At 72.6% G+C, this 22157-nt stretch carries 20 protein-coding genes; 7 read left to right on the top strand and 13 right to left on the bottom strand.

Annotation, left to right across the window (positions count from 1 at the left end; genetic code table 11):
- Positions 1 to 68: 68 nt before the first annotated feature.
- The 4 genes from pcaG to ADX84_RS15120 all read right to left on the bottom strand — a co-directional run bounded on the left by pcaG (position 69) and on the right by ADX84_RS15120 (position 3118).
- A complete protein-coding gene (gene pcaG, locus ADX84_RS15135) occupies positions 69 to 650 on the bottom strand; it encodes a protocatechuate 3,4-dioxygenase subunit alpha (protein WP_049574214.1) in 582 nt (193 codons plus the stop codon).
- Positions 647 to 1399: a protocatechuate 3,4-dioxygenase subunit beta gene (pcaH, locus tag ADX84_RS15130; RefSeq protein WP_049574211.1), complete on the bottom strand. Its 753-nt coding sequence runs from the start codon at positions 1397 to 1399 to the stop codon at positions 647 to 649. The genes pcaG and pcaH overlap by 4 nt, the downstream gene beginning before the upstream one ends.
- An 88-nt stretch (positions 1400 to 1487) precedes the next feature.
- Positions 1488 to 2243 carry a CoA-transferase subunit beta gene (locus tag ADX84_RS15125; RefSeq protein ID WP_049574207.1) on the bottom strand — a complete coding sequence of 252 codons (756 nt, stop codon included), beginning with the start codon at positions 2241 to 2243 and terminating at the stop codon, positions 1488 to 1490.
- The gene (locus ADX84_RS15120) at positions 2240 to 3118 is read right to left on the bottom strand and encodes a CoA transferase subunit A (RefSeq protein WP_049574204.1); all 879 of its coding nucleotides are present in this window, start codon (positions 3116 to 3118) and stop codon (positions 2240 to 2242) included. Before ADX84_RS15120 ends, ADX84_RS15125 begins: the two co-directional genes overlap by 4 nt.
- A 179-nt stretch (positions 3119 to 3297) precedes the next feature.
- On the opposite strand from ADX84_RS15120, the gene ADX84_RS15115 reads away from it, so the two are divergent.
- Positions 3298 to 4101 (top strand): IclR family transcriptional regulator C-terminal domain-containing protein, encoded by an 804-nt coding sequence (locus ADX84_RS15115; protein WP_049574202.1) that lies wholly within the window; start codon positions 3298 to 3300, stop codon positions 4099 to 4101.
- A gap of 63 nt (positions 4102 to 4164) precedes the next feature.
- On the opposite strand, the gene ADX84_RS15110 is transcribed toward ADX84_RS15115, so the two are convergent.
- The 5 genes from ADX84_RS15110 to ADX84_RS15090 all read right to left on the bottom strand — a co-directional run bounded on the left by ADX84_RS15110 (position 4165) and on the right by ADX84_RS15090 (position 9912).
- Positions 4165 to 5553, bottom strand: a complete 1389-nt coding sequence (locus ADX84_RS15110; RefSeq protein WP_049574200.1) for a tripartite tricarboxylate transporter permease — start codon at positions 5551 to 5553, stop codon at positions 4165 to 4167.
- Positions 5550 to 5999 (bottom strand): hypothetical protein, encoded by a 450-nt coding sequence (locus tag ADX84_RS15105; RefSeq protein WP_017543509.1) that lies wholly within the window; start codon positions 5997 to 5999, stop codon positions 5550 to 5552. Before ADX84_RS15105 ends, ADX84_RS15110 begins: the two co-directional genes overlap by 4 nt.
- Positions 5999 to 7267, bottom strand: a complete 1269-nt coding sequence (locus tag ADX84_RS15100; RefSeq protein WP_049574197.1) for a hydroxymethylglutaryl-CoA reductase, degradative — start codon at positions 7265 to 7267, stop codon at positions 5999 to 6001. Before ADX84_RS15100 ends, ADX84_RS15105 begins: the two co-directional genes overlap by 1 nt.
- A gap of 129 nt (positions 7268 to 7396) precedes the next feature.
- Complete coding sequence (locus tag ADX84_RS15095) at positions 7397 to 9280, bottom strand: helix-turn-helix domain-containing protein (RefSeq protein ID WP_049574195.1); 1884 nt, start codon at positions 9278 to 9280, stop codon at positions 7397 to 7399.
- Between the two features lie 83 nt (positions 9281 to 9363).
- A complete protein-coding gene (locus ADX84_RS15090; protein WP_049574193.1) occupies positions 9364 to 9912 on the bottom strand; it encodes a CGNR zinc finger domain-containing protein in 549 nt (182 codons plus the stop codon).
- A 25-nt stretch (positions 9913 to 9937) separates the two neighbouring features.
- On the opposite strand from ADX84_RS15090, the gene ADX84_RS26355 reads away from it, so the two are divergent.
- Entirely contained in the window at positions 9938 to 10093 is a 156-nt protein-coding gene (locus ADX84_RS26355; RefSeq protein WP_199776600.1) for a hypothetical protein, read from the top strand.
- A gap of 26 nt (positions 10094 to 10119) precedes the next feature.
- Here the strand turns inward: ADX84_RS26355 and ADX84_RS15085 are convergent, their stop codons facing one another.
- Positions 10120 to 10698, bottom strand: coding sequence for a TetR/AcrR family transcriptional regulator (locus ADX84_RS15085; protein WP_049574188.1), 579 nt, complete (start codon positions 10696 to 10698; stop codon positions 10120 to 10122).
- 110 nt (positions 10699 to 10808) lie between these two features.
- On the opposite strand from ADX84_RS15085, the gene ADX84_RS15080 reads away from it, so the two are divergent.
- Together ADX84_RS15080 and ADX84_RS15075 are read left to right on the top strand one after the other, a co-directional pair.
- A complete protein-coding gene (locus ADX84_RS15080; RefSeq protein ID WP_049574186.1) occupies positions 10809 to 11681 on the top strand; it encodes an NAD(P)H-binding protein in 873 nt (290 codons plus the stop codon).
- 175 nt (positions 11682 to 11856) lie between these two features.
- Positions 11857 to 12735 carry an aldo/keto reductase gene (locus ADX84_RS15075; protein WP_049574182.1) on the top strand — a complete coding sequence of 293 codons (879 nt, stop codon included), beginning with the start codon at positions 11857 to 11859 and terminating at the stop codon, positions 12733 to 12735.
- A gap of 98 nt (positions 12736 to 12833) precedes the next feature.
- Here the strand turns inward: ADX84_RS15075 and ADX84_RS15070 are convergent, their stop codons facing one another.
- Positions 12834 to 13355 carry a GNAT family N-acetyltransferase gene (locus ADX84_RS15070; RefSeq protein ID WP_049574180.1) on the bottom strand — a complete coding sequence of 174 codons (522 nt, stop codon included), beginning with the start codon at positions 13353 to 13355 and terminating at the stop codon, positions 12834 to 12836.
- Between the two features lie 215 nt (positions 13356 to 13570).
- Between ADX84_RS15070 and ADX84_RS15065 the strand changes: the two genes are divergently transcribed.
- The gene (locus tag ADX84_RS15065; protein ID WP_049574176.1) at positions 13571 to 15400 is read left to right on the top strand and encodes a glycoside hydrolase family 13 protein; all 1830 of its coding nucleotides are present in this window, start codon (positions 13571 to 13573) and stop codon (positions 15398 to 15400) included.
- 67 nt (positions 15401 to 15467) lie between these two features.
- On the opposite strand, the gene ADX84_RS15060 is transcribed toward ADX84_RS15065, so the two are convergent.
- On the bottom strand, positions 15468 to 16214 hold the full coding sequence (locus ADX84_RS15060) for a thioesterase II family protein (protein ID WP_049574173.1): 747 nt from the start codon (positions 16212 to 16214) through the stop codon (positions 15468 to 15470).
- Between the two features lie 268 nt (positions 16215 to 16482).
- Here ADX84_RS15060 and ADX84_RS15055 point away from each other — a divergent pair, with 268 nt between their 5' ends.
- Positions 16483 to 18789, top strand: coding sequence for a penicillin acylase family protein (locus ADX84_RS15055; RefSeq protein ID WP_049574170.1), 2307 nt, complete (start codon positions 16483 to 16485; stop codon positions 18787 to 18789).
- A gap of 18 nt (positions 18790 to 18807) precedes the next feature.
- On the opposite strand, the gene ADX84_RS15050 is transcribed toward ADX84_RS15055, so the two are convergent.
- Positions 18808 to 19779, bottom strand: a complete 972-nt coding sequence (locus tag ADX84_RS15050) for a YafY family protein (RefSeq protein WP_049574166.1) — start codon at positions 19777 to 19779, stop codon at positions 18808 to 18810.
- Positions 19780 to 19850: 71 nt separating this feature from the next.
- Here ADX84_RS15050 and ADX84_RS15045 point away from each other — a divergent pair, with 71 nt between their 5' ends.
- Positions 19851 to 22118: an excinuclease ABC subunit UvrA gene (locus ADX84_RS15045; RefSeq protein ID WP_053107297.1), complete on the top strand. Its 2268-nt coding sequence runs from the start codon at positions 19851 to 19853 to the stop codon at positions 22116 to 22118.
- Positions 22119 to 22157: the final 39 nt, after the last annotated feature.

The raw sequence follows: 22157 nt of genomic DNA, 5'->3' as shown, positions 1-22157 counted from the left end.
TGGTCCCTCACTGGGTCGGGTGGGGTTGCGGAGCGGGTCGGGGCCGACGGGGCGGCGGGGAGCTCGGTTCAGACGTCGAAGAAGACCGTCTCCCCCTCGCCCTGGAGGCGGATGTCGAAGCGGTAGCCGCCCTCCACCCGGCTGGCGACGAGGGTGGCTCGGTCGGCGGGGTCGGTCACGGAGCGCAGGACGGGGTCGGCCGCGTTGGCCGCCTCCTCCTCGGGAAAGTACAGGCGGGTGACCACCCGGTGCAGCATGCCGCGCGCGAAGACGGAGATGTCGACGTGGGGCGCCTGCTCGCCACCGGGCCCCGGAACGGATCCGGGCTTGAGGGTGAGGATCTCGTAGGAGCCCGCCGCGTCGGTGGGGCAGCGGCCGAACCCCCGGAAGCCGGGCAGGGAGCGGGCGCCACGGGGGTCGTCCGGGTGGTCGAACCGCCCGTGCGGGTCGGCCTGCCAGGTCTCGACCAGGGCGTCGGTGACCGGGGCGCCCGCACCGTCGTACACGGTGCCGCGCAGTCGGACGGCGCCGGGCGTGCCCTCGGCGACGGCGAAGGGGCCGTCCGGCCAGGGCAGGCCGATGTGCAGGTAGGGGCCGACGGTCTGGGACGGGGTGGTGGGCACCTGGTCGGCGGTGGGTCGGGGGGTCATTCGTCGTCCTCCAGGACCTCTTCCTCGGACTCGAACGGGGTCTGGTCGCGTCCGCGCAGCACGATGTCCCACCGGTAGGCCAGGGCCCACTCGGGTTGGGTGGAGTCGTGGTCGTAGCGGGCCAGCATGCGCTCGCGGGCCCGATCGTCGGGGACCGACTGCCACATGGGGTCCTGGAAGAACAGGGGGTCGTCGGGGAAGTACATCTGGGTGACCAGCCGCTGGGTGAAGGCCCGTCCGAACAGCGAGAAGTGGATGTGGGCGGGGCGCCAGGCGTTCTGGTGGTTCTTCCAGGGGTAGGCGCCGGGCCGCACGGTGACGAACCTGTAGCGTCCCTCCGCGTCGGTGAGGACACGCCCCACACCGGAGAAGTTCGGGTCGAGCGGGGCGGGCCAGTTGTCACCGGTGTGGCGGTAGCGTCCGGCGGCGTTGGCCTGCCAGACCTCCACGAGGCTGTGCGGCACGGGGAGGCCGTCGCTGTCACGGACCTGACCGTGGACGATGATGCGCTGGCCCTGGGGTTCGCCTTCGTGCTGGCGGGTGAGGTCGTGGTCGTGGGCGCCGAGGCGGTCCTCGCCCAGGACGGGTGAGGTGATCTCGGTGAGAGTGTGCGGCAGCAGGGTGAGCGGGCGCTGGGGATGGCGCAGCGCGGTGCTCCCGTAACCGGGGTAGTCCAGGGGCGGGTGGGAGCCGTGGTCGCGGACGTATCCGCGCGGGTGCGACCCGGACCCGTCGGAGGTGGTGGGCATGCGGTCCTTCCTTTCGGAGCGGGCCCCGGGGGGACGGCCGGGTCCCGGGGCCTCCAGCGGCGAGGGGGTGGGTCCGTGAACGGGTGGTTCAGGCGGCGCCGGTCAGGGAGCGGACCACGGAGAGTTCGGTGTCGGTGGGTGCGGGAGTGCGGACGAGGTCGTCGGACACCCGCAGGTCCCAGCCGGTGGCCTCCTGGACCTGCGCGAGTTCCACACCCGGGTGCAGTCCCACCAGGGTGAGCTCGCGTGTGGTGGGGTCGGGTTCGAGGACCCCGAGGTCGGTGATGACCCTAACCGGCCCCGCCCCGGTCAGTCCGAGCCGCTCGCGATCACCCGGGCCCGATCCGTGGCCCACCGAGGTCACGAAGTCCACCCTCTCCACGAACGCGCGGCGGCTGTGACGCATGATCACGATGACCTCGCGGCAGGAAGCGGCGATCTCGGGGGCGCCGCCCGCTCCGGGCAGGCGCACCTTCGGGTCCGCGTAGTCGCCGATGACGGTGGTGTTGATGTTGGCGAACCGGTCGATCTGCGCGGCGCCGAGGAACCCGGCGTCGATGCGCCCGGCCTGGAGCCAGTAGTTGAAGACCTCGGGGACCGAGACCACCGTGTCGGCGGTGTCGGCCAGGATCCCGTCCCCGATGGAGAGCGGCAGGTGGTCGGGGGAGGCGCCCAGGGTGCCGGACTCGTAGATCATCCACAGGTCGGGGGCGTGCGTTCGACTGGCCACGTTCGCGGCGGTGCTGGGCAGGCCGATACCGACGAAACAGGCCATCCCGTCGCGCAGCGAACGCGCGGCGGTGACGGTCATGATCTCGTCGGAGGTCCAGGTCACGGTGGTCACGCGCCTCTCCCAGCGGGCTCGGTGTCGCTGTCCGGGGACTCGGGCGACGGGGTGGCGGGAGGGGCGGAGCGGGGCTGTGAGCCCGCGGTGAGGTCGGCGAGCCAGGCGGTGAAGGCCTCGCGGTCGCGCCCGACCTCGTCCCAGGCACGGTAGGCGGCGTTGTCCCGCTCGTAGTAGCCGTGGGCGTAGGAGGGGGCGGCGCCGCCGGGAACGACGCTGACCGCGTCCACGACCCGGCTGGGCAGGATCACCTGGCCCGGGACGGGATCGAGGGTGTCCACGACCTCCTCCACCGTGACCAACACCCGGTCGGACGCCAGGGCGGCCTCCTTCTGGATTCCGGTGATGCCCCACAGCTGGACGTTGCCCCGGGTGTCCGCCCGCTGGGCGTGGATGACGGCGACGTCGGGGTTGAGCGCGGGCACAGCGGCCAGCTCCTGCCCGGTGAAGGGGCAGGTGATGGTCCTGATGTGAGGGTTGTGCTCGACCAGATCGGTACCGGCGTACCCGCGCATCACCGCGAACGGCAGGCCCGAGGCGCCCGCGACGTAGCGGTTGGCCATCCCCGCGTGACTGTGCTCCTCGATCTCCAGCGGGACCGGCCAGGAGCGGGTGACCGCGTCACGGAAGCGGTGCAGCGAGCCGACGCCGGGGTTGCCGCCCCAGGAGAAGACCAGGCGACGCGCGCATCCGGCGCCGATGAGCTGGTCGTAGACGATGTCGGGCGTCATACGGACCAGGGTCAGGTCCCGCAGGCCCTGGCGGATGATCTCGTGCCCGGCGGCCACGGGGATGAGATGGGTGAACCCCTCCAGAGCGACGGTGTCGCCGTGATGGATGAGCTGCCGGACCGCCTCGTCCAGGGGCACGGCCATGGCGACCCTCCGGTTCGTATAGCGAATTGATGTTCACACTGCGAACAATTGGGAATGACGTTAGCGCCGATCACAGGAAGGGTCAAGGCTCGTCCCAGCTGTTCGGTATGAGAACATCGCGATGACCGTGACCCGAAGCGGCGCGACCGCCACTTCCGCACCCGGACCTGGAAGGCCCCATGACCACCGAAGACGCCCCCGAACGCGGCGCACACTTCGTGCAGTCCCTGGAGCGGGGGCTCATGGTCGTCCGCGCCTTCTCGGCCGAGCGTCCGTCGATGACCCTGAGCGAGGTCGCGCGCGTCACCGACCTCACCCGGGCCGCCGCCCGCCGCTTCCTGCTGACCCTGGGTGACCTCGGGTACGTGCGCACCGACGGCCGGATGTTCGCCCTCACCCCGCGCGTGCTGGAGCTGGGGTACGCCTACGTGGCCTCCGCCGGGCTTCCCGACGTGGCCCAGCCGCACCTGGAGGACCTGTCCGCCAAGGTCCGCGAGTCGGCCTCGGTGTCGGTCCTGGAGGGGGACGACGTCCTCTACGTCGCCCGAGTGGCGACCTCGCGGATCATGGCCGTGTCCATCGCCGTGGGCACCCGTTTCCCCGCCTCCACCACGTCCATGGGCAGGGTGCTGCTGGCGGGCTACGGCAACGCCGAGCTCGACGCCTACCTGGACCGGGTCGAGCTGAGGCCGCTGACCCGCTTCACCCTCACCAGCTCCGCCGCCCTGAGGACCGAGATCCTGCGCGTGCGCGAGCAGGGGTACGCGATCGTCGACCAGGAACTGGAGGAGGGGCTGCGCTCACTGGCCGCGCCGATCCGCGACGCCAGCGGCCGCGTCATCGCCGCGACCAACGTGTCCGCGCACGCCAACCGCTCCTCCATCGAGGACGTGCGACGCGACCTGCTCCCCGCCCTGTTGGAGACCACCGCGCGTATCGAGGCCGACCTCGCCTCCGTGGCCCGGCGCGACGCCGCGCACTGACCCCCGGACACGGCTCCGCGGCCCGACCAGGACGGGGTCGGGCCGCGGAGTTCCCCTGTGGGTTCAGGCCGCCAGCGCGAGCAGCTGGGGGACGGTCAGGACCGCCACGTAGAAGCCCATGAACTGCACACCGCTGTGCATGTTGAACATCTTGCCGAAGAGTCCGCCGACCAGGCCCACGGTGAGGGTCACGCCCACCGCGAGCAGACCGCCCTCGTACAGGCAGATCACCAGGATCAGCCCGGCGAAGGCGCCGATGATCGCCTCGTGCGAGATCCGGCGCATGACGAACGACGCCGCCCGGTGCGCGTAGGTCATCGCGAACGGGTAGGCGATGACGGAGGCGATGATCACGCCCAGCAGTCCGTAGACCAGGAACTCGCCGCTGGACATCAGGTCGTGCAGGTTGTGCGTCTCGCCGGTCTCGGTGTTGACCGTGTGCACCGGCGGCGCGTTGAACAGCGGCGCGGCCGGTCCGGCGGCCATCGGCGAGAGCGGCAGCCCCAGCGCGATCAGCGGGATCAGCGTCTCGGCGATGTAGGTGGACTCGGTGGTGCCGTTGCGCACCGACATCACCGTCGTGAGCCGGTGGTACCCGTTCTTGATCCGGGCACCGACGATCTCGCCCATGAGCACCGTCATGGCCACCGGGGAGAACACGAACGTCGCGCTGGAGACTCCGGCGGCGGCGCTTGTGTAGGCGACCTGCTTGCGGTCCAGCACCTTGAGCGGGTTGGGCAGGCGCCCGGACCAGGTCCGGGTGTCGGGGGCCAGGTCGAAGCGGCGGCGGGCGCGGCGCCGCAGCGTGGCCCGGCCCGAGGGCGCCAGCGACAGGAACAGGTCCGCGATCAGCGGCCCGGTGGCGATGCCCAGGAAGAAGCTGATGGTCAGCGTCCCCCCGGTCGTCTGGGACACGAAGGCCTGCATGCCCACGACGAGCAGGACGAACGGCACCAGGGCGAGTACCGCCGCCAGCCTCCCCTTGGACGTGTAGGCGATGAGCACGGCCGCGACCACGAAGATCCACGGCGCGGCCTCGCCGATGGCGTCGGCGAAGGGGCTCAGCGCCCACGCGAACAGCACGGCCAGGGGCACCGACAGGAAGGCGGCGATCACGCCGCCCGAGATCGCCTTGCGCAGCGCGATGTGCGGCACCCCGAGCTCACGGAGCAGCTGGGCGTCCCTGAGCATGGGCACGGCGAGGGTGTCGCCGGGGATGCCCAACAGGGCCGTGGGGATGGCGTGGGTGATGTGCTTGGCGACGATCCCCGCCATGAAGAAGGTGAACACTCCGGCGGGCGGAACTCCGAGCAGCACCACCAGCAGGGTCAGCGGCGCGATCGTGGCCGTCTCGTCGGTGTAGGAGGCCAGGCCGATGAAGGCGAAGACCACGGCGCCGATCAGGCCCATGCCCAGGGCCCAGGAGGCGTCGGTCAGCAGTTCGGGACTCACGGGTTCTGCTCCTCGCTGCGGCGGCGGTGCTGCGCCAGCAGGTCGTCGAAGAGTCCGAGCGCACGCAGTTCCCTCTGCACGGGTTCGGACAGTTCGGTGGGGTCGCCGAGCGGGCCGTAGTCGGCCTCGACGGCGTCCATGGCGGCCCGCCTGCTCTGCTCGGTGGGTGCGTGTTCGGTGACCACGCGCTTGGGCGGGAACAGCAGCGCCCCGCCGAACCCGGCCAGCAGACAGCCGACGAGTCCGACCAGGAGGGCGTAGGTCCCGGCGACGGTCTGGTCGTCGACCAGGCGGGAGAACAGCAGTTCCGCCCCCAGGTACAGGGGCACGGTCAGACCGATGCCGAGCGCGATCGCCCAGATCGTGTGGCGGGAGTCGACGGTGTCGCCCCAGATCTCCAGGAGGCGGCCGCCGTCCTCCTCCTGCTCCGTCGTGGGTTCGGTCATCATCGTCCCCTCAGCTGGCCGAGGACCGCCTCGGCCCGGTCCTGCCGGATGGCCTTCTCCTGGACGAGGACGGCCACGACGCGGTCCACCTCGTCACCGCTCGCTCCGGCGGCGACCGCGATGTTCCTGGCGTGCAGCGACATGTGGCCGCGCTGGATGCCCTCGCCCGCGAGGGCGCGCACCGCGGCGACGTTCTGGGCCAGCCCCACGGCGGTGATGAGCTCACCGAGCTCCGTGGCGTCGGCGACCCCGGTGAGGGCGACGGCGGCCTGGGCGGCCGGGTGGGTGCGGGTCGCGCCGCCGACCAGGCCCACGGGGGTGGGCAGTTCGAGCGTGGCCACGACGTTGCCGTCGGCGTCGCGCTCGAAGGTGGACAGCGAGGTGTAGCGCCCCTCGGCGTCGACGGCGTGGGAGTGGGCCCCGGCCTCGACCGCTCGGGTGTCGTTACCGGTGGCCAGCACGACGGCGGAGACACCGTTCATGATGCCCTTGTTGTGGGTGGCGGCGCGGTAGGGGTCGGCGGCGGCCAGGCGGTAACCATGGATCATGTCGGTGGCGATGGCCTCGCCCCCGAGGGCCTCGGTGTCCAGGACGGCCCGCGCGCGGGTGAGCCGCAGGTCGGCCTTGTTGGTGAGGATGCGCAGGACCGGACGGCCCCCGGCAGCCTCGGCCAGGCGGGGCGCCACCGCCTCCGCCATGGTGTTGACCGCGTTGGCCCCCATGGCGTCGCGCACGTCGACCACCAGGTGGGCCACGACGTAGGTCTCCTCGAACGCCCTGACCGTGCGCACCGTGAGGTCACGCACGCCACCGCCGACCTCGACGAGCCTGGGGTCCTGTTCGTTGGCCAGTGCCACGAGTTCGGCGCGGGCCTCCAGGACGCGCAGGCGGGCGGCCTCGGGGTCGGCCACGTCCACGACCTGGATCTGCGCCTGCATCACCGGGCCGGTCGAGCTCGTGCTGAACCCGCCCCGAACCCGGGCGATGCGGGCGGCGTTGCTGGCGGCGGCCACCACCGAGGGCTCCTCGGTGGCCATCGGAACGAGGACGTCGCGTCCGTTGACCGTGAAGTTGGTGGCGACGCCGACCGGGACGCCCATCACGCCGACGGCGTTCTCGATCATGTGGTCGGCCGCCGCCACGCTCAAGCCGTGCTGGTCGAGGGCGTCGAACACGGTCGCGTCCAGGCCGCTGACGGAGGCCAGGCTCGCGCGCCGCTCCTGGACGCTGAGGGAACGGAAACCGGACAACCTGCTGGTTTGCACCACGTGTGGATTCACTCCTGAGGGAAGGGGCGCCCCCAATGTGGGGTACGTCACTGCGGATTGGTCCATCCAAGCAGTGCCGTTCACCCCCGGGACATGTCCGAAACGGACAGGAAACCCACGGTTAACCTGTCACTTCCCGCCCCGTCCGAGCAGGTGGAGGCGGGTGGCCACGGTCACCCGGAACATGGAGTCGGCGGACCGCCAGTCCTCGCCCAGCAACGAGGTGATCCTCTCCAGACGCTGTTTGACGGTGTTGGGGTGGACGTACAGGGCGCGCGCGGCGCGGGTCACGCTCCCGCCGTTCGCGGCGAGCGCGGTGATGGTCCCGGTCAGGTCGGAGTGGTGCCGCTCGTCCCAGGCGAGGACGGGGCCGATCACCCGTTCGACGAAGGTCAGCGCGCGACCCCCGTCGGTGCCGAACATCGCCAGGTAGGGGGCGTAGTCGTCCACCTCGAAGGCTCCCCGGCGCACGCCCAGGGCGGGCAGGAACGCGGCGCACTCCCAGGCCTCCGCGAGGACGGCGGGCAGGTCGGGGAGGGTGCCGACCGCCGAGCCCACCGCCAGGACTGGCGCGTCCGTGGCCGTTGCGACCCTCTGGGCCACCTGTTCGGCGGCGGCGGTGGGGTTCCTTCCGGGGACGAGGACGCTCACCCCCTCCCCCTGCGGTGCGGCCATCCACCCCTGGTGAACGGCCAGGGCCCGGTGCAGGGCGTGCCGGTGGCGGTCGGGGACGGGGAGGACGACCACGGTCCAGGGCTGGTCGAGGACGATGCCGCGCGCCGAGGCCCGGCGGCGGAGGGTGTCGGTGTCCGCCGTGCCGGAGAACAGGTCGAGGGCGAGCTCACCGCGCACCCGTTCCTCGGCGTGGGCGACGGCCTCGCTCTGCATGGTCAGCAGGGCCAGGATCTGCCCCGATCGTTCGACGGTGCGGCGCTCGACGTCACTGAGGACGCCGTCGCCCTCCCCCACCAGCAGCATGCCCAGCAGCTCGGCCCCCGCGGAGACCGCGACCACCACCTCCGGCCCCGGCCCCTCCACCGGAACGCAGTGGCCGGACTCGCGGCTGCGAGCGAGTGCCCTCGTGGCGGCGGGGGCCAGTCGCCCGTCCGGCCACCACCCGGCGGCCACCTCGGAGGTGCGGGTGACCGCGTGGTGGTCGCGGTCGGCGATGGCGACGGTGCGCCCCAGGGACTCCGCGAGGGTCAGGGCCACCTCGCGTGGGCCGTGCCCGGACAGGACCAGGGCGGTCAGCCGTTCGTGCACCCGCGCGGCGGCGGCCATGGCCTCCGCGTGGCGCTCGGCGCGTTCCGCCGCCTCCGTGGCGGCGGCGAACAGGCGGGCCGTGTGCAGGATGACCGCCGCCTGGTCGGCGAAGGCCGAGAGCAGGGCGATCTCCTCCCGGGCGAAGGGGCGCGATGCGCGGTCGGCGGCGAAGAGGACACCCAGGATCTCCCCGTTGGCGGACATCGGCACACCGACAAGGGAGCGCAGCTGTTCCTCGGCGATGGCGGCGTCGATCCCGGGGTCGCGGTCGAAGTCGTCCCGCACGCCGTAGTCGGAGGTCCACTGGGGGGTGTTGGTGCGCACCACACGGCTCGCGATCCCGGCCCCGGCGGGGACGCGCAGACCCGGGAAGCGCGGGGAGACCGTGCCCCGGCTGGCCCGCACGAAGAGTTCGTCGGTGTCCCTGTCGTGGACGGACAGGTAGGTGACGTCCGTTCCGACGAGGTCGTGGGCGCGGTCGACCAGCCGTCTGAGCAGCGGTTCCACGTCACGGACCTCGACGAGGTCGCGTGTGCTGGCGATCAGCGCCGAGAGTTCTCCCTCGCGGCGCCGGAGTCGGGACAGGCGTGCGGACAGGCTCCTGACGCGCTCCACCAGAGCGTCGTCCACGGGGCCGAGGAGAGCGGTGACGTCGTCCGTGGACGGGTGTTCGCCCTCCTCCAACCGGACCAGCAGCTCCGCGAGCGCGCGCTGGCTGCTCGCGTCGAAACGCGGGAGACCTTCTTGCATCGCACCAGTCTCACATCCTCGCTGGTGGGGCGGTGCGTCCGCCCTGCGGTTCGGCGCGTGCGGCCCGTCCGCGCGCGGTCGGATCAGAGCGCGGCGTCGGCACCTTCCGGTTCGTCGGCGGCGCGGGCGCGGTGGCGGCGGACGGCGTCGCGGTTGCCGCAGGCGGGCGAGCAGTACCGCTGGCGGCCGTTGCGGGAGAAGTCGGCGTAGACGAGTGCGCAACCGCGGGCGGCGCAGCGGCCCAGGCGGTGCATGCCACGGCCGGTCAGGTGCAGGGCGGTGCCCACGGCGATCAGCGAGGCGATCTGCCGATGGGCGGGCAGGTCGTCGGGGCGGTAGTGCAGGTGCCAGCCGGTGCCCGCGTGGTCGGTCAGCCTCGGCGGACCGGAGTACTCGATGAGCAGGGCGTTGAGGCGTTCGGCTCGGGTGGGCGGGTCCGCGCTGTCGACGACGGCGGCCCACCCGGTCAGGAAGTCGTGGACCCGGGCGAGGTCGTCCTCCCCCACCGCACGTTCCAGGAGGAAGCCCACCTCCGCGCAGCGGCGCTCCAGGTCGGCGGTCTCGGAGCACGGCCGGTTGGCCAGGTCCACCGCCAGGGAGAGGGGGCCCTGACCGTAAGGGTTGAGATGCATAATGCCATTACATCAGACTGAGGCCATGACCGAGCACGAACACCGCTGGACCACCGACTCCACCCATCCCACCAGTGAGGGCGTGGTCATCTACCAGCGCTGCCGCTGCGGGGAGCACCGCGTGGCCCTGGCCGCGCCGATCCTCCAGGCGCACACGTCCACCCGCCCGGGGTGCCGCTGACCTTCCACCAAGCTGTCTCCCCCCGATCACCTCCGGACGCCGATCCCCCGCTCCAGGGTGCGCACGACCGCCGGGGCCACCGCGTGCCGGGGCATCTGCCCCCGCGAGGCTCGCTCCAGCCCGGTGAAGACCAGCGCCCACAGGACCTGCACCGCCCATGCGGGATCGGCGTCCGGGTCGAACACCCCCTCCTCCTGCCCCCGGCGCACCAGGCCCGTGAGGATCTCGGGCTCGGGTTCCGTGGCGTCGGGGGCGTCGTCGAAGACTTCGCTGGCGGTGTCACCGAAGGCGAAGACCACCCAGTCCCCCACCTCCACGTGCGCGGCGACCACCCGGCGCATGGCCTCCTGGGCGGACCCCTCCTCCACGCGCGCCTCGTCCATGACCCGCCCGATCTCCGACAGCGCCTCCTCGTAGGTGGCGGCGAGCAGCACGTCGCGGTCGGGGAAGTAGCGGTGCAGGGTGCTGCGTCCCACCCGCGCCGCCTCGGCGACCTCGGACAGCGGCGCGTTGCGGTCGTTGGCCAGGACGGTGGCGGCGGCGCGCAGGATCGCCCCCCGCGTCCGGGCACGTACACCCGTCCTCGGGCTCTCGGTGCTCGTCATGGCGCCAACCTACCGTTCGCACCAAAAACGGAACCCCGCCGCTCTTTCTGGGACATCAATGTCCCATTATGATAGACATGACTCCCATAATCTCTGGAGAGGAACCCCCCATGCGCGTCCTGGTGACCGGAGCCAGCGGGACCGTCGGCTCCCTGGTGGTCCCGAGACTCATCGAACGCGGTGCCACCGTCCGGGCGCTCAGCCGCGACCCCGCCCACCGCGTCTTCCCCGAGGGCGTCGAACCCGTCGAGGGCGATCTCGAACGCCCCGCAACCCTGGACGACGTCTTCGACGGGGTGGACGCGGTCATGCTCTATCCCCACCCCGAGACGGCCGAGGAGGTCGTCGACCGTATCCGGAACGCCGGGGCGCGACGGATCGTCCTGATCTCCTCGGCATCGGTCCAGACCGCCCCCGGCGCCGACACCGAGCACAACCACGGTCACCAGCACCACCGCCCCGTGGAGGAGGCGGTGGAGCGCTCCGGGCTGGAATGGACCCACCTGCGCGGCGGTGAGTTCATGGTCAACGACCTCGACTCTTTTCCCGACTCCGTCCGAGCCGAGGGGATGGTCCGCGCTCCCCGGGGCGACGAGCCCGGGGCTCCCGTTCACGAGGCCGACATGGCCGACATGGCGGCGGCCACCCTGTTGGAGGACGGCCACCACGGCCGGGCCTACGAGATCACCGGCCCGGAGTCCCTCACCCCGGCCCAGCGCACCGAGGTGATCAGTCTGGCCCTGGGGCGCGAGATCACCTTCGTGCCGCTGACCCTGGCCGAGGCCCGAGAGCTGTGGCTCGCGCGGGGCGTCCCGCCCGAGCTCTGCGACTGGCTGCTGTGGGAGCCCGGCCCCGAGGACGACGGGACCGACAGCGATCCGACTCCCGACGAGTACGTGTCCCCGGACTACCAACGGGTCATCGGCCGCCCCGGGCGCACCTACGCCCAGTGGGTCGCCGACCACCTCGACGCCTTCCGGTAGTCACCCCGACCGGATCGCCCCGGCCGGGTGCCGGGTTGCTTGCGCGCCCCGGCGCCACCTGGAATCCTGCGGTCCCCGGCCGAGGGCGACACGGGGCGGCGGACACCGGCCGCACCCGCGCCGACCTGGCACCATGGCACGAACCCGGCCGTCGTGCCGCAGCGGAAGGAAGACAGTGACCGACGCACACACCACTCCCCACGTCGCAGAGCAGGCGGGCACCCTCCTCCTCGGAGGGGACCTGCCGGTCCACCGTCTGGGGTTCGGGGCCATGCGGATCGTCGGCGAGGGGGTGTGGGGGCCGCCCCGCGACCGCGACGAGGCCCTGGCCGTCCTGCGCCGGACCGCCGAGCTCGGGGTGAACTTCATCGACACCGCCGACTCCTACGGCCCGCAGATCAGCGAACAGCTGATCCGTGAGGCGCTCTACCCGTACGCGGACGACCTGGTCATCGGTACCAAGGCCGGTTTCGTGCGCACCGGCCCCGCGCAGTGGCACCGGCTGGGACGCCCGGAGTACCTCAGGCAGCAGGTGGAGCTGAGCCTGCGCAACCTCGGTGTGGAGCGCATCGACCTCATGCAGCTGCACCGGATCGACCCGGACGTGCCGCTGGCCGACCAGCTCGGTGTGCTCACCGAACTCCGGAGCGAGGGCAAGATCCGGCACATCGGACTGAGCGAGGTGGGCGTGGACGAGCTGTCGGCGGCTCGCGCGATCACCCCGATCGCCTCGGTGCAGAACCAGTACGCGCCGTCCTTCCGTCAGTCCGAGGACGTCCTGGAGCAGTGCGAGAAGGACGGGATCGCCTTCCTGCCGTGGGCCCCGGTCGGCCGCGGCGAGATGGCGGCGGCCGACTCCCCGCTGGCCGGGATCGCGGCCCAGCACGGCGTGAGCCCGGTCCAGCTGGCGCTGTCCTGGCTGCTGCACCGCTCCCCCGTGATGCTGCCGATCCCGGGGACCTCGCGCGTGTCCCACCTGGAGGAGAACACGGCGGCGGCCGCCGTCCGCCTGTCCGAGGAGGAGGTCGAGCGGATCAGCCAGCTCCTGTCCTGACCCGCGCTCCCCCGGACACGGGCGCGGCCCGGCGGAGCTTTCCTCCGTCGGGCCGCGCCCGTGGGACCGCCCGTCGCCGCGGCGGCCTTCGTCCCGGGTCAGCCAGGACGCATGCGGAACACCTGGAGACGCATGTCGTAGTACTTCTCGGTCTCGCCGACCCATTCCATCCCGAGTCTGCGAGCCACCGCGAGCGCTCGCTCGTTGCGGGGGCGCGCGACCGCGAACACCTCCTCGATCCCCTGGCGGAAGGCCCAGTCGATGATGGCCCGGCTCGCCTCGGTGGCGTAGCCCTGCCCCCACACGTCCGGACGCAGCACCCAGGAGAGCTCGAAGTCCTCCTCGAAGGGCGGGAGCAGCTTAAGGGACAGCCCTCCCACCAGTTGTCCGTCCTTCTGGTTGATGATCGCCCAGCGCCCGGCGGGTGGGATGAGGTTCGGTCCCGCCTCGATCCACGCGTGGAGCACTGAGCGCATCGCGCTGATGTCGGTCACCGGGTGCCACTCCGGTGTCAGCCAGTGCGCGACCTCCTCGGCCCCGTAGATCTGGAGGGCCGCGTCGGCATCGCCCAGCTCCCACTCCCTGATCAGGAGTCTTTCGGTTGGCAGCTCAAGGCTCATATACCAACGGTAACCCGGAAGAATCCGGCGGGACAGGGGGGCGGCCGAAGAGACTGGGCCCGTTGCGACTCCTCCCCGGTCATCGGAGCGAGGGAGCGGTCCGGGGCCCGTGCGAATCTCGGATCCTGCAAGAGAACTGCGTAAGAACTTTCGCATTGACGACGTTTTCTTGCCATGATGTGACTTGCACTTTCCCTCGGTACCTGGAGTCCCACATGCTCTTCAGCCACGATCCCCACCACGACGGCTCCCCCGGCCACGTGATCCTCGACGGGGACCGGGCACGGCTTCGGGTGCGGGTCCCCGGCGGCGCGGACTCCGTGTACGCGTACGTGGTGGAGGACGGTGAGGCGGGCCTGGTGGAGGGGTCGCTGGAGAGCAACGCGAACGGGGTGAGCTGGTTCGTCGTCGAGATCCCCCTCCAGCCCGTGGTGACCCCCTACCGATTCGCGATCGTGCGCGAGCGCCGCTACACCTGGCTCAACCAGGCGGGCGCCCACGACCACGAGGTCACCGACGACGCCGACTTCCGGCTGGTGAACGCGCCCAACCCGCCCTCCTGGGTCCCGGGGACCACCGTCTACCAGATCTTTCCGGACCGCTTCGCCCGCGACGACGACTCCGTGGACGCCCCGACAGAACACCCCGAGTGGGCGACGCCCCGGGCCTGGGACGACGAACCCTCCGGCTCCGGCCCGGCGGCCCCCGGCGAGTACTACGGAGGCACCCTGGAGGGGGTGCGCCGCCATCTGGACCACCTGGCCGACCTCGGCGCCCGGGTCGTGTACCTGACCCCCTTCTTCCCGGCCCGGTCCACGCACCGCTACGACGCCTCCAGCTTCGACGAGGTGGACCCGCTGCTCGGCGGTGACGGGGCCCTGCGCGCGCTGACCCGCGAGGCGCACGCGCGCGGCATGCGGGTGATGGGCGACCTCACCACCAACCACACCGGAGACGAGCACGAGTGGTTCCTGGCGGCCAGCGCCGACCCGGACTCGGAGGAGGCAGGGTACTACTACTTCGACGAGCACCCCGACTCCTACGTGAGCTGGCTCGGCGTGCGTACGCTGCCCAAGCTCGACTACTCCTCGGCCGCCCTGCGCGAGCGCGTCTACGGGGCCGACGACTCCGTTCTGGTGGACCGGCTGGGCGGTGACGAGGGCCTGGACGGCTGGCGGATCGACGTGGCCAACATGACCGGCCGCCTGGGGGCCCAGGACGTCAACCACGAGGTGTCCGGCGAGATCGCCGCGCGGGTGCGCGAGGCCGCGCCCCAGGCATGGCTGCTGGCCGAGCACTTCTACGACGCCGGCCCCGACACCCGCCACGACGGCTGGCACGGGGTGATGAACTACGCCGGGTTCACGCGGCCGGTGTGGGCCTGGCTGAACACCGGCCCGGAAGGGGTCCGGTACGCGGCCACGCACACGTCGGCGCCGCTCCCGAGGAGCGGGGCCGTCGAGGCCGTGCGGGCGATGCGGGCCACCAACGCGGGGCTGCCCTGGCGGGTGCGCGTGCACAGCGTCAACGCCCTGAGCACCCACGACTCCGCGCGGTTTCGCACCGTGGTGGGCGATCCCCTCCGCCAGGCGGTGGGAGTGGCGGCGCAGGCCGCGCTGCCGGGTGTTCCCTTCGTGTTCGCGGGGGACGAGATCGGGCTGGAGGGGCGCGACGGGGAGAACGGGCGGCGCACCATGCCCTGGCACCGTCCCCAGGACTGGGACCGGAGGGTGCTGGACTCCCACCGTCGCCTGCTCGCGCTGCACCGGGACCTGCCCGCGCTCCAGGGCGGCGGGCTGCGCTGGCTGGACGCGGGCGAGCACCACATGACGTTCCTGCGGACACTGGGCGAGCAGGTGGTGCTGGTGCACCTGACCGACGGCCCGCACGAGGAGCGCACGGCCGCGCTGGGCGATCTGGACGCGGCGGGGCTGGAGGTCGTGGAGAGCGACGGCTCGGTGCGGGCGCGGCTGGGCGACACGGTGGTGCTGTCCGCCGAGGGACCCGGCTACCTCTTCGCGGTCGGAACGCGGTCCGTGGGCTGAACACGGTCGGGGCGGTCGAGGAGCCGCCCGCCCCGCAGCCGCGCCGCCGGGGCGGGGCGTCGGCGGATCAGTCCAGGAGGGGTTCCACGTCCTGGGTGATCCGGTTGACCACCTCGGCTGTGCGGCCGCTGAAGTAGAAGTGGTCTCCGGGCAGGGTGTGGTGGGCGAAGCCGCCCTCGACGTGCTCGGACCAGCCGGCGAGACGTTCGGGGGTCATGCCCCGGTCCTGCGCGCCGCCGAAGACCGACAGCGGGACCCTCAGCGGCCGCTCCCTGGGGGTCGGACTCCAAGTGTCGACCAGTTCCAGGTCGGCGCGGACCAGCGGCTCCACGAAGGACCACAGGTCGGGGTCGTCCAGAGCGCGTCGGGGGGTGCCGCCCATGCGGGCGATGGTCTCGCGCAGACGGTCCGCGGAGACCAGGTGGCGGGGCGCGGCGCGTTCGGGACCGGGCGCGGGGCTCCAGGCGGAGGCGCCGAGCCAGAGCGGCGGCGTCCCCGCGTCGGTCAGGCGAAGGGCGAGTTCGTAGGCGACCAGCGCGCCCATGCTGTGCCCGAAGAGGCCGAAGGGCCGGTCGAGTTCGGGGCGGACCACCTCGTGCATGCGCTCGGCCAGGGCCTCGGCGTTGCGCAGGGGTGGCTCGTGGGCGCTGCGGGCGCGTCCGGGCGCGTCCAGCAGGCAGATCTCCCAGTCTTCGGGGAAATGGCGGACCCAGCCCCGGTAGCCCAGGTGGGAACCGCCCGCGTGGTGGAGGACGAAGAGCCGGAACCGGCTGTGGGGGACGGGTCTGAGCCGGTTCAGTGCGCCCTCGTGCACGGCTCTCCACTCCTTTCTACCGATGGGTAACAACGCGAACCTACCAGTCGGTAATCGGCTTCGGGTAACCCGGAGAACCCGGGCCACTCCCCCGCGTGAGCGCGACCACACTCGCCCCTCGTTCCCCTCCCCCGTGCGGCCCCACTCCCGTCGCCGCCACCGAAGTCCTTCCCGCTCCGCACGGTGACAAAGGCGCTCGAAGGGTACGAAGCGTGCTAGCCACCCCTGTTGCCGTCGCCCGGCCCGCGCCCCGTCCTGAGAGGTCCCCATGGAACACACCCACGTCGTCGCCGGGCTCACCTCGCCGGTCGAGGTGGTGTACGACCACTGGGGCGTTCCGCACGTGCGCGCGCACGGAGCCGACGACGCGTTCGTCGCCCAGGGCTTCACCGCCGCGCGGGACCGGCTGTTCCAGCTCGACCTGTGGCGGCGCCGCGGCCTCGGCCTGCTCTCCGAGGTCCTGGGCGAGCGGTACCTGGAACGCGACCGCGCGGCCCGCCTCTTCCTCTACCGGGGCGACATGGAGGCCGAGTGGTCCGCGTACGGCGAGGGCGTGCGCCGGATCGCCGAACTCTTCACCACCGGGATCAACGCCTACGTCGACCTCACCGAACGCGAGCCCGGGCTGCTCGGACCGGAGTTCGCCGAGCTCGGGTTCGCTCCCTGCCGTTGGGCCCCCGAGGACCTGGCCCGCATCCGCTCCCATGGCCTCTACGCCAACGTGGAGAAGGAGCTGGCCCGCGCCCTCACCCTGCGCGACCTCGGCCCCGAGGCCGAGGACCTGCGCGCGGTCCGTGAACCCGGTGGCCCGCTCCGCGTCCCCGAGGGCCTGGACCTGGACGTCCTGCACCCCGAGGTCCTGGACGTGTACCGGCTGGCCTGCGCGCCCCTGGACCTGTCCGGCGCGGCGCCGCCGCGCGCCCCGCACGAACCCGACGGCAGCAACAACTGGGTGATCGGCGCCCAGCGCACCGCCACCGGCCGCGCGATCCTGGCCAACGACCCGCACCGGGCGGTCGGCGATCCGGCGTTGCGCTACCTCACCCACCTGAGCTGCCCGGAGTTCGACGTGATCGGCGCGGGCGAGCCCGCGCTGCCCGGGGTGTCGATCGGGCACAACGGGCACGTCGCCTTCGGGCTCACCATCTTCCCGATCGACCAGGAGGACCTGTACGTCTACGAGCTCCACCCCGACGACCCCGGACGGTACCGCCACCGCGACGGCTGGCGGGCCCTGGAGAGGGTCACCGAACGCGTGCCGGTGCGCGGTGGGCCCGACCGCGAGGTGCGGCTGGAGTTCACCGTGCACGGTCCGCTCGTGCGCTCCGACCCCGAGCGCAACGCCGCCTTCGCGGTGCGCGCGGCCTGGCTGGGGCCGGGGATGGCCCCCTACCTGGGCAGCGTGCAGTACATGCGGGCCCGCAACGGCCGCGACTTCCGCGACGCCCTGCGGGTGTGGGGCGCCCCGGGTGAGAACCAGGTGTACGCCGACGCGGAGGGGTTCGGCTGGATCGCGGCGGGCCGGGTGCCCGTGCGCCCGAACTGGGACGGCTCACTTCCCGTGCCCGGCGACGGGAGCCACGAGTGGGCGGGCTTCCACTCCGGTGGGGACCTGCCCGCCGTGCACCGGCCGGAACAGGGGTGGTTCGCCTCCGCTAACGAGTACAACACCCACCGGGCGCCCGGGTGGGAGTCGTTCACCGTGACCCGGGACTGGGCGGCTCCGCTGCGCTACGAACGCATCGCCGAGGAGCTGTCGGCGCGCGCCGACTGGACCGTCGAGGACGCGTGTCGCCTCCAGGCCGACCACGTGAGCCCGGTCGCGCGCGCCGCCCTGACCATGCTGGACGGACTTCCCGACACCTTCCCCGGGACCGCTCAAGCGCTGGAGCTGCTGGGCGACGGGGGTTGGGACGGGACGATGGCGGTCGACCTGGCCCAGCCGACCCTCTTCGAGCACTGGTTCGCGCACCGGCTTCGCCCCGCCCTGCTACACGAGCGCCTGCTGGGGCTGGTCGGCCCCGACCGCGTCGAGGCGGCGGTCGCGGCGCTCACCCCGGATCCGGACCGGGCGGCCGACCCGCGCGTGTGCCTGCGCCTGCTGGCGGAGGCGGTCCTCAGCGAACGGGGGCTCGCGCTGGTGGCGCGCTCACTCGGGGAGGCCCACCGGGACCTGGCCGAGCGTCTCGGTCCGCCCGGCCCCGCCTGGCACTGGGGAGAACACCACTTCGCCCGACTGGACCACCCTCTGGCCGCCCTCCCCGACCCTCCGCTGTGGGCTCAGGGGCGGCGGGTGGCCCGGCCCGGCAGCGCGGACACCGTCGACCTCACCGCCTCGGACTCCTCGGGCCGCCAGTACCACGGCGCCTCCTTCCGGATCGTGGTGGACGTCGGTTCCTGGGACGAGTCCGTGGCGGTCAACGCGCCCGGCCAGTCCGGGGACCCCCGTGACCCCCACCGTGACGACCTCACCGACCTGTGGGCGCGGGGTCGCCACTTCCCCCTGCCCTACTCCCGCGAGGCCGTGGACCGCCACCGCGCCTCCACCCTCCACCTGGTCCCGGCCACTCCGTGACCTCCCGGGCGGGTCGCGTCACGGAGTTCGGGGTGTGACCGCACGTTCGAGCCGGGCGGAGAGTTCGGCGGTGTGGGTCCGGAACTCCTCCGGCCCCTCCACGGTGAAGTCCAGTCCGGTCAGGGCCAACAGGAGGGCGATCCACTCGTAGGAGTCCACCCGGGCCACGTACCGGCAGCGGTCGGGACCGACGGCCTCCAGGGAGCCGTCCACCCGGGTGAGCCGGGCGGCCACCTGCGCCGCGGGAGCGTGGAAGACCACCGTGACGGTGTGCCGGGCGCGGCCCGCGCCGAACCCCTCCTCCAGGTACGCGGCCAGATCCTCGGCCGGGAGTTCCCTCGGGGTGAACGCGGCGCGGGTCGGGGTGAGGCCGCTGATCCGGTCCAGCCGGAAGGACCGCCAGTCCTCCCGGTCCCGGTCCCAGGCGAACAGGTACCAGCGCCTCCCCAACAGGAGCAGCCGGTAGGGGTCCACGTGGCGGCGGAGTTCCCGTCCGTCGCGGCCCCGGTGGGTCATCCGGATCCGGTGCCCGGCGGCGACCGCCTCGCCCAGGCCGGTGAGCACGTCGACCGGCGCCCCGGGCCAGACACTGCGGCCGGGGTCCACCGCGGACGCCAGGGAGCTGGCCCTCCGGGACAACCGGGACGGGAGCACCCGTTCGATCTTGCCCAGGGCGCGCTCGGCGCCCTCCTCCGTGTCCTGGACACCGCTGAGTCCGCCCGCGACCATCCGCAGCCCCAGCGCCACGGTGACCACCTCGTCGTCCTCGAACATCAGCGGCGGCACGGCGTTGCCCGCCACCAGCCGGTAGTGGCCGCCGGGGCCGCGCAGGCTCTCCACCGGGTATCCGAGCTCGCGGAGGCGGTCGATGTCACGCCGCATGGACCGGGGACTGGTGCCCAGAGCCTCGGTCAGGGTGGCACCGGACCAGGCGCGTCCGTCCTGGAGCAGGGAGAGCAGGCGCAGCATGCGCTGACTGGTGTCGGCCATGCTCGCATTCTTCCCGATCGCCGCCGAGTTGTGGCCAGAATCTGACCACAATCCCGCCTACCGTGACCACCATGAGCACCACACCACACGCCAAGCCGGGGATCACCGTGACCGGGGCCCGCGAGAACAACCTGAGAGGGGTGGACCTGACCCTGCCCCGGGAACGGCTCGTCGTGTTCACCGGGGTTTCGGGGTCGGGCAAGTCGTCCCTGGTGTACGGCACCATCGCGGCGGAGTCCCAGCGCCAGCTCAACGAGGCCCACGACAGTTTCACCCGGAGCCGCATGGCCCACCTGGGCGTGCCGGACGCGGACCGGTTGGAGAATCTCACCGTGACCCTCGCCGTTGACCAGAGGCGGTTCGGCGGCAACGCGCGCTCGACCCTGGGCACCGCCACCGACCTCGCCCCGCTCCTGCGTCTGCTGTTCTCCCGGATCGGCCGGCCCTGGGCGGGTTACTCCCCCGCGTTCTCGTTCAACGACCCCAGCGGTATGTGCCCGGAGTGCGAGGGCCTGGGCGCCGTCCGGCGCGTGGACGCCGACGCCCTCCTGGACGACACCCTCTCCTTGGACGAGGGGGCGATCCGGCTGCGCACCTTCGCTCCGGGGACCTGGCGGTGGAAGCGCTACGTGCACGCGGGACTGTTCGACCGGCGCAAGCCGGTGGGCCGCTACACCTCCGAGGAACGCGACCTGCTCCTGCGCGCCGAGGGGGTCAGGCCCCCGGACCCGGACCCCGAGTTCCCGGTGACCGGGGTGTTCGAGGGGGTGGTCCCCCGCATCACCCGCAGCCTGCTGGACGTGGCCAAACTCAGGCAGACGGACCGGGACGAGCTGGAACGGGTGGTGTGGCGCGGAACCTGTCCCGAGTGCGAGGGCGCGCGCCTGAACCCGGCCGCGCTGGCCTGCCGGATCGGTCGGCACAACATCGCCGACCTGTGCGCGCTGCCGGTGTCCCTGCTCGCTCCCGAGATCGCGGAGATCGACGACCCGCGCGTGGCCCCGGTGACCGCCGCGCTGCTGGAACGACTGCACGGCTTGGAGGAGGTGGGGCTGGGCTACCTCAGCCTGGACCGGCACTCGGCCACGCTGTCCGGCGGCGAGGCCCAACGGGTAAGGCTCGTGCGGCACCTGGGTGGTGCCCTGACCGGGCTGACCTACGTGCTGGACGAACCCAGCTCCGGGCTGCACCCCGCCGACGTGCACCGGCTCACCGGCCTGCTGCGGCGCCTGCGCGACAAGGGCAACACGGTGCTGGTGGTCGAACACGACCCGGACGTGATCGCGGTGGCCGACCACGTGGTGGACCTCGGACCGGGCGCCGGAAACGAGGGCGGCCGGGTGGTCTACGAGGGGAGCGTGGAGGGTCTGCGCCGCGCCGCCACTCCCACCGGCCGCTACCTGCGTCAGCCCCGTTCGGTGCGGTCCCGCACGCGTACCCCCGACGGGTCGGTGGAGGTGCGCGGCGCACGTCTGCACAACCTGCGCGGGATCGACGTGTCCGTGCCCACCGGGGTGCTGACGGCCGTGACCGGTGTGGCGGGGTCGGGCAAGAGCTCACTGGTGCACGGGGAACTGCCCCGGGTCCGCCCGGACGCGGTGGTGCTCACCCAGGGCACACTGCACGGCGGTCCCCGGTCCACGCCGGTGACCTACCTGGGGATCCAGGACACCCTGCGCGCGCTGTTCGCCCGCGCCAACGGGGTGGCGTCCGGGTGGTTCAGCGCCAACTCCACGGGCGCCTGCCCCACCTGCCGGGGGCGCGGCGTGATCGTCACCGACCTCGCCTTCCTCGACGACGTCGAGACGGTGTGCGAGCGCTGCGGCGGACTGCGGTTCAACGACCGGGCACTGTCGTACACCCTGGGCGGGCGCACGATCGCCGACGTGCTGGCGATGACGGCGGCGCGCGCACGGGAGGTGTTCGATGGGCCGGTGTCCGAGGCACTGGACCGGATGGAACGGGTCGGGCTGGGCTACCTGCGCCTGGGGCAGTCACTGGACACGCTCTCGGGCGGGGAGCGCCAGCGTCTCCGGTTGGCTCGCGAGCTGGCGGAACCCGCTCGGCTGTACGTGCTGGACGAACCCACCACCGGCCTGCACGGCGGCGACGTGGCCGGGCTCGTCGCCCTGTTCGACCACATGGTTGACGAGGGCGCGACGGTGGTGGTCGTCGAGCACCGGATGGACGTGGTGGCGGCGGCCGACCACGTGGTGGACCTGGGTCCCGGCGCGGGGAGCGAGGGCGGACGCGTGGTGTTCGAGGGGACGCCCTCGCGGATGGCCGCCTCCGGGAGGGGTGCGACGGCTGACGCCCTGCGCTCCCACCTGGCCGGGTGAGACCCGCGTGGGCGGCACCGCCGTGACGCGACCCTTCGC

It is taken from the genome of Nocardiopsis sp. SBT366, from assembly GCF_001083815.1.
GTDB classification, from domain to species: Bacteria; Actinomycetota; Actinomycetes; order Streptosporangiales; family Streptosporangiaceae; genus Nocardiopsis; species Nocardiopsis prasina.
The sequence above is the reverse complement of the archived record's forward strand: the minus strand, read 5'-3'. Positions and strand labels throughout refer to the sequence as shown.